Annotated in this window: 15 protein-coding genes and 2 pseudogenes; 2 read left to right on the forward strand and 15 right to left on the reverse strand. The window is 43.8% G+C overall.

The features are described from left to right. Nucleotides 1–43: 43 nt before the first annotated feature. The 3 genes from pyrR to EST42_RS06675 all read right to left on the reverse strand — a co-directional run bounded on the left by pyrR (nucleotide 44) and on the right by EST42_RS06675 (nucleotide 2,018). Nucleotides 44–553 carry a bifunctional pyr operon transcriptional regulator/uracil phosphoribosyltransferase PyrR gene (pyrR, locus tag EST42_RS06665; RefSeq protein ID WP_010374194.1) on the reverse strand — a complete coding sequence of 170 codons (510 nt, stop codon included), beginning with the start codon at nucleotides 551–553 and terminating at the stop codon, nucleotides 44–46. Between the two features lie 170 nt (nucleotides 554–723). Next, nucleotides 724–1,638 carry an RluA family pseudouridine synthase gene (locus tag EST42_RS06670; protein WP_108730165.1) on the reverse strand — a complete coding sequence of 305 codons (915 nt, stop codon included), beginning with the start codon at nucleotides 1,636–1,638 and terminating at the stop codon, nucleotides 724–726. Continuing rightward, entirely contained in the window at nucleotides 1,635–2,018 is a 384-nt protein-coding gene (locus EST42_RS06675; protein ID WP_134644762.1) for an EbsA family protein, read from the reverse strand. The genes EST42_RS06670 and EST42_RS06675 overlap by 4 nt, the downstream gene beginning before the upstream one ends. A gap of 66 nt (nucleotides 2,019–2,084) precedes the next feature. Between EST42_RS06675 and EST42_RS06680 the strand changes: the two genes are divergently transcribed. Beyond that, nucleotides 2,085–2,480, forward strand: coding sequence for a ribonuclease HI family protein (locus EST42_RS06680; RefSeq protein WP_134644763.1), 396 nt, complete (start codon nucleotides 2,085–2,087; stop codon nucleotides 2,478–2,480). A gap of 86 nt (nucleotides 2,481–2,566) precedes the next feature. Here the strand turns inward: EST42_RS06680 and EST42_RS06685 are convergent, their stop codons facing one another. The 11 genes and pseudogenes from EST42_RS06685 to EST42_RS11150 form a co-directional block, all read right to left on the reverse strand. Further along, nucleotides 2,567–3,922 carry a Na+/H+ antiporter NhaC family protein gene (locus EST42_RS06685; protein ID WP_134644764.1) on the reverse strand — a complete coding sequence of 452 codons (1,356 nt, stop codon included), beginning with the start codon at nucleotides 3,920–3,922 and terminating at the stop codon, nucleotides 2,567–2,569. Nucleotides 3,923–4,290: 368 nt separating this feature from the next. Beyond that, nucleotides 4,291–5,805 carry a carboxypeptidase M32 gene (locus EST42_RS06690; protein ID WP_134644765.1) on the reverse strand — a complete coding sequence of 505 codons (1,515 nt, stop codon included), beginning with the start codon at nucleotides 5,803–5,805 and terminating at the stop codon, nucleotides 4,291–4,293. 103 nt (nucleotides 5,806–5,908) lie between these two features. Then, entirely contained in the window at nucleotides 5,909–7,288 is a 1,380-nt protein-coding gene (locus EST42_RS06695; protein WP_134644766.1) for an amino acid permease, read from the reverse strand. Between the two features lie 283 nt (nucleotides 7,289–7,571). Further along, a complete protein-coding gene (locus EST42_RS06700) occupies nucleotides 7,572–7,781 on the reverse strand; it encodes a hypothetical protein (protein ID WP_134644767.1) in 210 nt (69 codons plus the stop codon). Further along, nucleotides 7,769–8,002 carry a DMT family transporter gene (locus EST42_RS06705; RefSeq protein WP_280633882.1) on the reverse strand — a complete coding sequence of 78 codons (234 nt, stop codon included), beginning with the start codon at nucleotides 8,000–8,002 and terminating at the stop codon, nucleotides 7,769–7,771. The genes EST42_RS06700 and EST42_RS06705 overlap by 13 nt, the downstream gene beginning before the upstream one ends. Nucleotides 8,003–8,597: 595 nt before the next feature. Beyond that, nucleotides 8,598–9,190 (reverse strand): annotated as a pseudogene (locus tag EST42_RS06710) (SDR family oxidoreductase). 168 nt (nucleotides 9,191–9,358) lie between these two features. Further along, entirely contained in the window at nucleotides 9,359–9,601 is a 243-nt protein-coding gene (locus EST42_RS06715) for a type B 50S ribosomal protein L31 (RefSeq protein ID WP_134644769.1), read from the reverse strand. Between the two features lie 135 nt (nucleotides 9,602–9,736). Continuing rightward, on the reverse strand, nucleotides 9,737–11,587 hold the full coding sequence (gene lepA, locus EST42_RS06720; RefSeq protein ID WP_134644770.1) for a translation elongation factor 4: 1,851 nt from the start codon (nucleotides 11,585–11,587) through the stop codon (nucleotides 9,737–9,739). A gap of 119 nt (nucleotides 11,588–11,706) precedes the next feature. Next, nucleotides 11,707–11,841 (reverse strand): hypothetical protein, encoded by a 135-nt coding sequence (locus EST42_RS11435; protein ID WP_280633883.1) that lies wholly within the window; start codon nucleotides 11,839–11,841, stop codon nucleotides 11,707–11,709. Between the two features lie 14 nt (nucleotides 11,842–11,855). Continuing rightward, nucleotides 11,856–12,113 carry an aldo-keto reductase family protein gene (locus EST42_RS11145; protein ID WP_245150423.1) on the reverse strand — a complete coding sequence of 86 codons (258 nt, stop codon included), beginning with the start codon at nucleotides 12,111–12,113 and terminating at the stop codon, nucleotides 11,856–11,858. 141 nt (nucleotides 12,114–12,254) lie between these two features. Continuing rightward, nucleotides 12,255–12,464: an aldo/keto reductase gene (locus EST42_RS11150; RefSeq protein ID WP_245150424.1), complete on the reverse strand. Its 210-nt coding sequence runs from the start codon at nucleotides 12,462–12,464 to the stop codon at nucleotides 12,255–12,257. Between the two features lie 120 nt (nucleotides 12,465–12,584). Here EST42_RS11150 and EST42_RS06730 point away from each other — a divergent pair, with 120 nt between their 5' ends. After that, nucleotides 12,585–13,034 (forward strand): universal stress protein, encoded by a 450-nt coding sequence (locus tag EST42_RS06730; protein ID WP_134644771.1) that lies wholly within the window; start codon nucleotides 12,585–12,587, stop codon nucleotides 13,032–13,034. Between the two features lie 71 nt (nucleotides 13,035–13,105). Here EST42_RS06730 and EST42_RS06735 read toward each other — a convergent pair. Beyond that, nucleotides 13,106–13,616: pseudogene (locus EST42_RS06735) on the reverse strand (iron-containing alcohol dehydrogenase); the annotation flags it as partial.

Genomic DNA, 13,616 nt, shown 5'->3' on the forward strand with positions numbered 1-13,616 from the left:
CGCAATGGATAGCGATCCCTCCTTTCCGTCAAATAAGCGGGTCCTAACGAATTTCAACTGAATCAACACCGTCGATTTCAGTGACATTCACATTAATACGTTCGGCCGCTGCAGTTGGAATATTCTTACCAACAAAATCCGCGCGAATTGGCAACTCACGGTGACCACGATCCACTAACACTGCCAAATTAACTACAGCCGGACGGCCATTATCCATCAACGCATCCAAAGCGGCACGAATCGTTCGACCAGTATAGAGCACATCATCGACCAAAATAACGCGCTTACCATCGATATCAATATCCAACTCTGCCTTCGAACCCCGATCAGTTGCATCATCACGGTAGGTTGAAATATCCAACTGCGCCACTGGAATTTGGGCATTTTCAAGTTGCTGTAATCGTTGCGCAATACGCTCGGCGATAAAGACACCACGCGTCTTTATGCCCACAATCACCAGGTTGTTAATCCCCTTATTCTTTTCGATAATCTCATACGTAATACGCGTCAGTGCACGTTGCATCGCCATTGCGTCAACAATTTCCTTAGCCATAATGGATATCCTTTTCAAGTTTTTTATTTTGCTATAACAAAAAGGCGTTACCTATAAAAAACAGGTAACGCCTAAATTAAACTCATTCGTTGCGTTACCCCCTAGTCACCTCTCTGGATGTCTTTAAGAAGATATCTTCATTCTAGCACGAATATTCGCTTAATTGTTGATTAATCTGTAATCTCAGCATATGGGTCAAGCTGATCCAACATCGCTGTAAAGTAGTCTGGCAATGGCGCTTCAAACGTCATATCTTCCCCGGTCGTTGGTTGCGTGAGCCCCAACGTAGCCGCGTGCAAATATTGACCATTACCTGGTAACGTCTTCTTGGGTCCATACAATGGATCGCCAGCAACTGGATGACCAATATAGGCCATATGCACACGAATTTGGTGCGTACGTCCAGTTTCAAGGGTTACTTGCAGTAGTGTGTACCCAACGAAGCGTTTTACAACCTTGAAATGCGTCACAGCATCACGGCCACCAGCAACGACAGCTTGCTTCTTGCGGTCAGCGGATGATCGGCCAAGTGGCGCCTTAATAGTCCCCTCGTTTTCAACGAATTCACCATGCACCAAGGCATAATATTGACGCAAGTTTTTCTTATCCTTCAATTGCGCAGACAAAGATTCATGTGCTTTATCGTTCTTCGCAACCATCAGCAACCCCGAGGTATCCTTATCAATCCGGTGCACGATACCAGGACGTACCACACCATTAATTGTCGACAATGGCGTGTGAAACATCAACGCGTTCACCAACGTGCCTGATTCATGACCCAATGCAGGGTGCACAACCATCCCTTGCGGCTTGTTAACAACTAACAAATCGTCATCTTCATACACGATATCAAGCGGAATATCCTCGGGTTGCAAGTCAATTTCGACCGCTTCAGGCACCGTAAATTTGATTTCGTCATTTGGCTTAACACTATACTTCGCCTTCTTAACGGCCCCATTCACCGTTAAAATGCCCTCATTTATCCAACCCGTAACTTGCGTACGCGTATAATCATCAAACGCATCAGCCACCACTTTATCAAGACGGCCAGTTTGGTCAGTAATCACTAACGTTTCTTCACTCATATGTTTTCGTTTTTTCCTTCAATCTTTGCCTTGAACGCTCGTAAAAACCTCGCATTCATCCAATAACTGTATTGTTCACCATCATGACTAAACATGACTGTATGCTTTGTAAATTGTACAAATCGCATATCTGCAAAATGAATTTTTTCTGTGTGGATTCCCACAATCGGTGGGAAGCGTAGCGCATCATCATCGAGATAAACCCGACGACGGAAAATTACCGCCCCGGCAATCACAAGAAAGACACCAAATGACCAGTACGTCCAGACATTCAAATGTGTGACCTCGAGCCACATGATACCGCCGAATAATGCGATCATCACAATCCATGCCCAGCTTACCCAGCCAATTAATCCTGCTGGTTGGTAGTAACCCTTCATGACTAACACGTCTCCTTTCGGACGTTTATACTATTCTTTAGTATAATGAAAGCAGAGGTATTTGTCATGTTAATCAAGTTGTATGCTGACGCAGCGACCCAGGGTAACCCTGGTCCAACTGGTGCCGGCATTGTCATTGTCCGAGATGGCACCCAAAGCCAGCAATATGAATATTTAGGTGACATGACCAACCATGAAGCTGAATTTGCCGCCACCATCCTAGCCTTTGAACATTTGGCGACAATAGCCGATGCGGGCGACACGGTCATGTTCTATACTGATTCTAAATTGGTTGCTGATAGCATTGGTAAATCTTACGCCAAACATTATCCGTCCCAGATTGACCGTTTAATGACACTGCTCGATCGTTATCCAATCGTTTTAACAACCTGGATTCCCGACCGTCAAAACCAAGGCGCCCACCAGCTTGCCTTACAAGCCATTCATAAGCGAGTAAAATGACCAGCATTATCCCAGGTATTCAGGGCTTCGGAACACATAAAAAAATAATAAAAGCGACCAGGAAAAATTCCGGTCGCTTTTATTATTTAGGCATCATGTTTTTTAATACCAATACCTGTCCAAGCTGATAACAATGAAAAGATTGGTGACAACAATGAGAAGAATACAAACGGTGCAAACACGTGCACTGGCACGCCTAAGGTTTGGGCGGCAAAACTTCCTGCAACACCCCATGGCACCAAGTAGTTTACCACCGTTCCCGAATCTTCAACTGAACGTCCTAATGCCAAGCGTGACAAGCCCACACGGTCGAAAGCTTGTTTCCATAATTGGCCTGGGAGAATCGTTGCCAAGTATTGTTCACCAATCATGAAGTTCGCCGCAATTCCAGTCACAATCGTCCCTGTAATCACACCAGCGGCATGTTTAATGCGGTTTGCAAGTGGCATCATCACAGCTTGTAAGATTTTCTGTTCGGTCAACAAGCCACCAAGTGCCAAAGCCAGCATGATAATAATCACCGTTGGCATCATCGCCAGCATACCACCCCGATTCAAAAGTGACTGCAACATGTCGTTCTTAGCTGCAGTTTTGAAACCGTTTAGCAAAACATCGGCTAGCGTCGTCATATTATGATTCAGTAGGAAGTAAGCGCCTGTGACACCCACGTTCACCAACAGGGTTGGAATTGCTGGAATTTTCCCCCAGGCCATTCCGACTAACAATACCAATGGCACTACTGTCCACCATGTTGGCGTTAGTAAACCAGCAAGATGGTGCAATTCAGCAGCGGATGCCCCAGCATGCCCCGTTCCTAACACAATAAAAATGATCAATGACACAACCAAAGCCGGCAACGTTGTCCACATCAAGTTTCTAATGTGTGCAAACAAATCTGTCTCTGCAATGGACGAAGCCAGATTGGTTGAATCTGACAATGGTGAACTTTTATCACCAAAAATAGCACCCGACAATACTGCCCCGGCAACCAACGCTGGTGAAAATCCCATCGCTGTGCCAACACCCATCAACGCCACCCCAACCGTGGCTAGCGTTGTAAAAGCGGACCCAATCATCGAGCCAACAATCGCTGTCACCAACAAAGTACTTGGCAAGAACCAAGCAGCGTTGGCGATGTTGAACCCCAACCACAGCATGGTCGGAATGACATTTGTGCCCATCCATAGGGCAATCAACATACCAATCAACAAGAACAAAAACAACGGTGCTAATGCCGTTTGAATACCGGCCAGTAACTGGGTTTGAATATCGTCCCAAGTGGCGCGACGTAGTTTGGCAAAAATCATTGTTGCTAACAGACTAATTAGCAACGGTACGTACGGTGATAAGCCGAGGCCAATAATGCTACCACCAAAAATAATAACTAATAAAATAACGAGGATTAATGCGTGCCCAAATCGAGGCGTCTCTGTTTGTTTCATCGTCCGTTCTCCTTTAATTCATTACCGAGTGTCTTGTTAGTTGCCATAAGCGTCGATAACGAATTAACCCGCCGACGCCAGTAACTATTGTCCATACCCCATGCTTCAGTCCTCCAATACAAAAAAGTCCCAGTAACGTGTCTACACACATTACTGGGACGAATCATCAAAATCCGCGGTACCACCCAAATTAATCGAGACTAATCGCCTCAATTCACTTTACTGCTATTAGGTTGTAAATAGTTCAGCCGTTACACCTGCGCCACTCACAGCAAACCGTGGCTTCTCTGACATACAATATAACGTCCTATCGATGAACCAAGTTTACGGGAAGCGTTAAAAGATGTCAACAGAAAAATGAGATGTTTTTAATCGTTATCCAAAATTTGGTACGCTTGCAAGTATCGTTGGGTTTGCAAATCAAGCCAATACTGCGGATTAAGTTCCTCGCCCGTTGCCGCATACAAAATTTGGGCCGGTGTTTTTGAGGCGCCGTACTGCCAAACATTCGCTTTACGCCAATCAAACAACGGTTGGATGTTCCCAGCAGCCAGCAGGTTGTCAATATCAAGGGTTTTTGCCATTTCGTGACGGAATTGGGCCGCATACAAATGGCCAAGGGCATATGAAGGGAAGTAGCCAAAATCGCCTCCGGCCCAGTGAATATCTTGTAAGATACCTGTCAAATCTGATGGTGGTCGGATACCTAGGTATTCCTCATACTTCGCATTCCAAAAGGCTGGTAAGGTCGCAATATCAATGTCATCATTAAAAATAGCTTTTTCAATTTCATAACGAATAATGATATGCAGTGGATACGTTAATGGATCAGCTTCCGTTCGAATTAGACTAGCCTGTGTTTTCATCCAGCCTTTATAGAACGTATCAAAATCAACATCGTCTAAGACACCATGGAAAGCTTGCTGCATAATTGGATATTCATGACGTAAGAAGGCTTCTGAGCGGCCAATTATCACTTCATTAAATAACGACTGTGACTCATGAATACTCATTGCAATTGATTTATTAAACGGTGTGTAATCCCATTTAGGCGCGACATTCTGTGCAAAGAGACCGTGACCGGCCTCATGCAATATTCCTAACACAGCCATTTGAAAATCAGTGGCTGACCACCGGGTTGTAATACGGGCATCATTACGATTCAAATCTTGCATAAACGGGTGTACCGTATCGTCTAATCGACCTTTATTAGGATCATAACCTAAGCGAACGGCCGCATCCCAGACATATGCCCGCTGGTCCTCAACCGCAACCTCACGCTGTAGAAAAGCGTCTGCCGGTTCAGTTCCTTCCGTTGCCAGGCAATTGCGCAAAGCCACAACCCCCGCCTTCACCTCTGCAAAAACGGTATCTAGCTTGGCAACGGTTAACCCTGGTTCAAACTGATTGAGCAACACATCATATGGTGTCGCCTCATCTTTACGCCAGTATGTAATAAAACGGCGCTTCAAATCAATTAACTGTGCCAAATATGGCGCATAAATGGCGTAATCATCTTGTTCGCGGGCCTCTGCCCAAGCGTCCTGCGCCGTTGAGGTCAACTTATTAAATGCAATGTATTCATTAGCCGGCACAGTCGCATCGCGGTCGAAGTCTTCCTGAAACTTGGCAAAAAGCGCCTGTTCGTCGGCTGACAATTCATCCCCGTGTACTGCAAAGTACGCTACCAGATCCTTAGCTTGCTCCCCTGTTGAAACACCCAAGTACTTTTCTGTTAAATAACTTTGTAATTCTGCGCGAAAATCACTAGCATCCTTCGGCATACCGGTGAGTTGGTCCCAGCCCGCTAAAGCCCTAGTTTCTTCCAACAAAGCTTGTTCCTTGAGCAATGCGCGCAAATCTTGTCCTGTCAGTGTCGTCATATGCATCCTCCCGTTTAATCCGTGTGTTTATTCTAATCTAAATTTAATAAAAACACAAATAAAGGTGAGATAACAATTGTCATCCCACCTTTTCACATATGATTTAGTTGAATTTCATGCCGTATTTTTTATAACTGTACCAGCCATAACCCACGGTCCAAGCGATGCCGCCTAACGCAGCGATTGTATCTGTCTTATCCAAGAACAACGTCCCAAAGATAAAGAGAAAGAACAGCAACGTCAAAGGACTAGCAACTTTATAAAATGGCATCTTAAACCCATCTTCAATGAAATCCGCACTGGCCCGATACTTGCGGTGTGCAATCATGATTAAGCTATAAATAACCAGGGTAATCGCTGCCGTAGCTGACGCAAAGAAATTAAACGCTGACTCAAAAATTGGCAATGCATTAATCACTGGTGTGAACATAATCAAAATCGCCGAGAACAAAATCGCGCGTGCTGGAATCGCCTTCGTTGACAAGCGCTTGAAGTAATCTTGCCATTTGCCAGTATTTTCAAGGGCCAAAGCGTAGACATCACGACCAGCTGAATAAATCAGTGTATTTAATGCTGACATCGCAGCGGTCAAAACCACAAAGTTCAGCAAAGCCGCCGCCCAGTCAATCCCAATTAGCTTAAAAATAAAGACGAATGGACTTTGATCAGCTGGTAAATAATGCCAATCATAAATAGACATGATAATCGCTAAAGCACCCACATAGAACACCAAAATACGGAACAACACCGTGTTGATCACCTTCGGCATCACTTCACGTGGATTTTTTGTTTCAGCAGACATCAAACCGACAAATTCAATTCCCACAAATGCAAAGAATACCATTGGGAATGCCATCATGAAATTCATGCCACCATTTGGAAACAACTGGAAGTGATGGGTAATGTTTGCAAATGACACCACCCCGCCGTGAACGCCGGGTGTTTTAAAGCCGGTAATCATCATCAAAATTCCGGTAATGATAATCCCAAGGATGGCAATGATTTTGATTGAAGAGAACCAAAACTCAGCCTCGCCGAAGAATTTAACCGCAACTAAGTTCACACCACCCAATAGTAACATCACGACAATTTCAATTAACCATGCCGGTACTGTTGGTATCCAGAATTGGACATATTTACCAATCGCCGTTAACTCCGCCATTGCCGGTAAAATTAACGTAATCCAGTACGACCAGCCGACGAAGTGACCGGCGCCAGGACCCAAATATTTAGACACGAAACTCACAAACGAATTGTTATCTGGGTCTGCATAGAGTAGCTCCCCAATTGCGCGCATCATAATGTAAAGAAAAATTCCCGTTAATAGGTACACGAACAAGATTGATGGTCCTGTCAAACTAATCGAATCACCTGCTCCTAGAAATAATCCCGTACCAATTGTGCCACCAATGGCAATCATCGTAACATGTCGTTTAGACAAGCCTCGTTGTAATGAATCTGGTGCCGTATTTTTATCAGCCATCCCCGACTCCTTTTTAAATCATAACTTTATTTGTTTTATTACAGGTTGCGTTTACAGCAACGTTGAATATAATACCATATTTCACCCACTTGAAACACGTTTGTATGCAAAGATATACAATTCAAAACCTTATATCCATAAAATATGCATATATACATAAAAACACCCACAATTTGGTTAGAATCACGGGTGCTCTTATGTATATGGTTATTGTTTAATTAGGTTAATATTAAACGTTATATGAGAAAAGTGTCAAGTCGGTTAACACTCAACAATAGCTATTCTACCGGCTCTTTGTCACCAGCAGGAAAAACTTCCCGCTCATGTCTACTTTTTTGGCCAAATGTTCTCGCCACATGGCATTAAACAATGTTTTGTACTTATCCGTAATTTCAAATTCACCAACTGATTCATCATAGTCAGCGAAGAAATACACGAGATGTCCTGTAATGGCTTGTTGGAATGACGCAAACATTCCCGTTAAAATACCCATACATGCCAGAAAGCAGATCCACTTTGCATTGATCCATTCTTATTTTCCAACCTTGCACTCAATACAACGGCCACCAAAACACAAATAATGACGAGGATAACCCCAATAAGCTTCACGACAGTCAAGGCAACCGTTTCAGCGCGAACCCAGCCAAAAGTTTGGATGACCATCGCCATCACTACTTGCCCCAACGTCGGTAAAACAACTATTTTTACAGCCAAATGTTCTTAAATAGAAGAATATTCGATATTTGGTATAACATCGAAAAAATTCCAGCTGAGTAAATCCATCAAGACTGACCAGTCTTCATCAACGCCACAATATCACCTAAAAAGTGTGGATTTTGAATGAAGGACAGCAAACCTAAAAATACCACGCCCAGCGAAACAATGACTTTAACGTACCACCCAAACGTGCAGTAATTGAGCTTTGGTTTGAAGCTGCAAATCCACCCAGTAATCCTAATAGATAAAACATTTTAATACCTCTTACAAACTAAACTTGCTCGACACTATTTTTATCTAGCGGATGCCAACGTGTTTACTTTTAGCGCGTAAATAGCATTAACATTACGCTGTACATCCACCTGATTGTTCAGCACGCACATCTGTCGCCTTCCGCTTATTTTTGACAAATAATCAGTATGCACCTTTTTTCAGTATTTGACCACCGTCACAGCAAGAGGCTTTATGTTATGTATAGTGATAACTCGGGGCATGATTGAAACTATCGCTTGTTTAATTTAAAAAACTTATTAGTATAAACATAAACCGAGTATACTGCTGTTTTAATCACAACACGTACTCGGTTTATTTTTTAGTGGAAAATATTACTACCATCAACGATAATTGTTTGTCCTGTGATGTAATTTGAATCTGCACCTGCTAGGAAGGCAATAACATTGGCCACTTCTTCTGGTTGCGCAAGACGTCCCAACGTAATACCCGTCGCAAATTGTTCTAGCGCCCACTCATCGGACTTTTCAGCAGCTACCGCCATTTCATATGCGGCGGTCTTTAGCATTGGCGTAACTGCTGCGCCTGGTGCATAAGCATTGACCGTAATCTTGTACTCAGCTAGTTCTTGTGTGGCGATTTGCGTTAATTTACGAACCGCAAACTTCGTTGCCCCGTAAAAACCTAATCCTGGGTTACCAACAATACAAGCGTTGTTAACCATAATGTCTAAGCGACCATAGTGTTCAACAACTGCCTTAACTGCAGAAAACATACTGTCACTATCTGAAACATCTACCTTGGTCGCAACCCCTCGATTGATGAAGCGACTTGTTGAGCTAACGTCTCATTAAAGTCTAGAATGGCGACTTTAAATCCATCAGCGTGCAAGCGCCGTGCCGCTGCTTCCCCAATTTCTTGCGCACCACCAGGAACAATTGCGACTTTATCCATAATATTTTCCCTTCTTTCTTTAAAACAGCATTATTTTACAACTGAAACTCACAAAAAATAATGCCTTGAAATAATTTAAAAAACCGTCCAATCAAGCTATCATTTCCACAGCACAAAAAACACCCAACCCGAAAGTTGGATGTTTTTTCAGTATTGAATCACTTAAAATTAAGCCAAACCGTACTTCTTGTTGAACTTGTCGACCGCACCATCGGCAGTAGTAAACTTTTGCTTACCAGTGTAGAATGGGTGTGAATCTGACGTAACTTCAACACGGATCATTGGGTACTCAGCACCTTCGAACTCGATCGTCTCGTTTGAAGTACGAGTTGAACCAGTCAATAGCTTGTAACCAGTAGTTGAATCAACGAAAACCACTTGGTGGTATTCTGGGTGGATATCAGCCTTCATCGTGTTTCTCCTTATCGCCCTGAATCTATAAGAACCAGAGTCAGTTTATTTAACCTGAATATAATAACATATCTTCAGTAAGAATGGTAGACTCTTAACCAAAGAAATTTCCGAATGGCGTTACGTAAAACACGCTTAATGATTGGCACCCTTTGCAAATTCTGTATCGTCTTCGGCCTTAAGCACCGCCATAAAGGCTTCTTGCGGTACATCAACCGTTCCAACCGCCTTCATGCGCCTCTTACCACGCTTTTGCTTATCCAACAACTTCGCACGACGATCAGGGTCACCTGTATGGATCTTCGACGTAACATCCTTGCGGTAAGCCTTAATCGTTGAACGTGAGACAATCTTTGAACCAATAGCCGCTTGCACTGGAATTTCAAAGTTACGACGTGGAATAATTTGCTTCAACTTTGCCGTAATAATCCGTGAACGTTCTTGTGCAAAGTCCTTGTGCACGATAAAACTCAAGGCGTCGACCTTATCACCATTCAACAAGATATCAATCTTAACCAAGTCAGACTGGCGGTATCCTGAAATCTCGTAATCTAATGACGCGTAACCTCGCGTGTTTGACTTCAACTTATCGAAGAAGTCAAAGATGATTTCTGACAACGGAATGTAATACTTCACGTTAACTCGGTTTTGGTCCAAGTAATCCATCGTATCAAATTCACCACGCTTTTGTTGCGCCAATTCCATAACTGCCCCAACGTACTCGTTCGGCACCATAATCTGAGCATGCACGTATGGCTCTTCAATCCACTTGATAGCACTAGCTTCAGGCAATTCTGATGGATTAGCCACTTCAACCATTTCACTGTCTGTTGTATACGTGTGGTACGTTACAGATGGCGCCGTCGTGATCAATTCCATATCGAATTCACGTTCAAGTCGTTCTTGCACAACATCCATGTGCAACAAGCCCAAGAATCCAGTACGGAAACCAAATCCCAATGCTTGTGACGTTTCAGGCTCGAATTCCAATGACGCATCATTCAATTGCAACTTTTCAAGTGCTTCACGTAAGTCGTTGTACTTTGAGTTATCCGTTGGATACAAACCTGAGTAAACCATTGGCGTCATTGGTTGGTAACCTGGCAATGCTTCAGCCGCTGGATTCTTAACTGACGTAATCGTATCACCAGGGCGAGCGTCACGAATGTTCTTAATTGAGGCAGCGACGTAACCAATATCACCAGCCATCAAGAAATCACGCTTCACAGGGTGTGGTGAGTTAACACCAACTTCTGTGACTTCGTATTCAGCCCCTGAGTTCATGAAGCGAATCTTATCACCCGACTTCATAACACCTTCCTTCACCCGGACGGTCAAAATAACACCCTTGTAGGAATCGTAGGCTGAGTCAAAAATCAACGCTTGCAACGGCGCTTCCAAGTCCCCCTCAGGTGCGGGAATCTTTGCTACGATTTGCTCAAGCAATTCTGGAATACCGATACCTTGTTTAGCCGATGCCAAAACGGCTTCAGATGCATCAATACCAATAACATCTTCGATTTCAGCACGGACAGCTTCTGGATCAGCAGCTGGCAAGTCAATCTTATTGATCAATGGCAAGATTTCCAAGTCGTTTTCCAATGCCAAGTAAACGTTTGCCAACGTTTGGGCTTCGACACCTTGGGCGGCGTCAACAACCAAAATCGCACCATCAGCCGCAGCCAATGAACGAGATACTTCGTAGGAGAAGTCGACGTGACCTGGTGTATCAACCAAGTGGAAGATGTACGTCTCGCCATCGTTCGCCTTGTAGTGAACTTCAACTGCGTTCATCTTAATCGTGATACCACGCTCACGTTCCAAATCCATCGTGTCCAACAATTGATTTTGCATCTCACGCTCAGTAACCGTGTGCGTTGCTTCCAAAATACGATCTGAAATCGTCGACTTACCGTGGTCAATGTGCGCCACGATACTAAAGTTACGAATGTGAGACTGGCGCGTCTTCATTTCTGCAATATCCATATTTTATCGCGCCTCCTATTTCTCTAATTTTTTCTGTCAATGTCTATTATACAGGGTAATTTGGCGCCTGACGATAGGCAAAAAGCGCCAACTCATTAATCTGAATCGACGCTTAATGTTTACTTTTTAGTGATGTCTTCAAACTTGCCTTCGAGGTAGTCGGCCTTATGGCGCATCTCCTGGTCATGATGTCGCTTACGTGATTGTGTGTACACAAATAGTGCGACCAAAATCAATATGATAATAAATCCCATCTTGTTATCCTATCTTAGTGTGTGACTGTCCAGTTCAGCATCTTCTCAACGTGTACAACGCCCGGATCATCTGAACCGCCAAACAAAGTTTCCCCGGTATTCATTGTAGCAATCTCAGCCGTTTCTGGTTCAGTTAATTCAAAATCGAACACATTTAAATTATCGCGCATCCGTGCTGGCTTCATTGACTTCGAAATGGTACTAATCCTCCGTTGCAATAAGCATTGTAACATTACATGACCAACTGACTTGCCATATAGTTCATCTAACACCCGCCAAGCACCCTAAATATTTCCAATTGGATGGTGTAATAGCACCAAATCTAAATAGTCCGTTTGCAGCAATTCAAGGAACCGCGTTACTGACGCCTTTGCCCCCCTCATAAGTCATGTCCTGCACCCAAACCTTGGTTGTTAGAAATAAATCTGATCGATTGACATTAGATTCGCAATTCCCTGACCGATGACAGCCTCTTTATCATAAATGACAGCTGTATCAATCGACCGGTACCCCGCTGCAACGGCGTCTGTAATCGCTTGTACCACCTCAGGTCCCTGCACTTGTGTCATACCGTCCCCCAATACTGGCATGGCAACACTGTTTGATAATGTTCGATTTTCCATTTTACTGGCCTCGTTTTTAACTTATTTACCCATCATTATACCCTTCTCCACAGTGAATAGCTGGGTTTTGTTTGAATCGTGTACAATAAAGGCAATGAAAAATTTGAAGGGAAATCAGCGATGCAATCAAACCATAACTATCAACATATTTTAGCGCCTGTAGACGGATCAAAGGAATCAGAGGCCGCCTTCGCAACAGCTGTCGAAATTGTCAATAACACACCATCACGCCACCTGTACATCTTAAACGTGGTTGATACGAATAAATTAAAAGACGCGGCACATTACTCGCATGAGTTAGAAGAAAACGCAATTACACAAAGTGAAGCACTCTTAGAACGATTTGCTACTGAGGCAAAGCAAGCCGGTGTCACTAATTTGACCGTCATAAGCGAAACTGGCAATCCTAAAAACATTATTGCCAAAGTGATTCCCACACAATATGACGTCGATTTAATCGTCATCGGTGCGACTGGTATGAACGCCGTCGAACGGTTAATGCAAGGTTCTGTCACTGAATTCGTTTCGCGAACATCACGCGTTAACACATTTATCGTACACGCAGATTAACAACATAAAAACGCCCCAGGTTCATGGCTGCGGACCTGGGGCGTTTTGTCATTATTTAAATTATGTGCCGTTTAGAATTGATCCTTCAACATTTGACGGATTTCTTCCAAACGAGGTTGACGTGGGTTACCTGGTGTCGTTTGGTCGTTGTAAACCAAGTCAGGCAACGTGTCCAATGACTTCTCAAAGTCAGCCTTTGAAACACCGTTAGCTGACAACGAAGGTTGTACTTCAACACTGGCGAACAACGTGTCAATCTTAGCCAACAAAGCATCAACCAATTCGGCGTCGGTCTTACCTTGCAAACCAAGGTAACGGGCGATATCAGCATAATCCTTTTGAGCCGTGTACGTCTCGTAACGAGGGAATGGCGTACGCTTAACGTTACCGGTTACCGCGTTGAACTTAATGACGTGCTTCATGGCAATTGAGATCGCCAAACCGTGTGGCAAACCGAATTCTCCACCAGTCTTGTGTGCCAAGGCGTGGTTCATTCCCAAGAAGGCATTTGCGAATGACATACCGGCCAAAGTTGAAGCGTAGTGCATCTTTGAGCGGGCTTCTTGACCTTCCTTTGATGGG

This window comes from Weissella cibaria, assembly GCF_004521965.1.
In the GTDB taxonomy this organism is placed as follows: Bacteria; Bacillota; Bacilli; order Lactobacillales; family Lactobacillaceae; genus Weissella; species Weissella cibaria_A.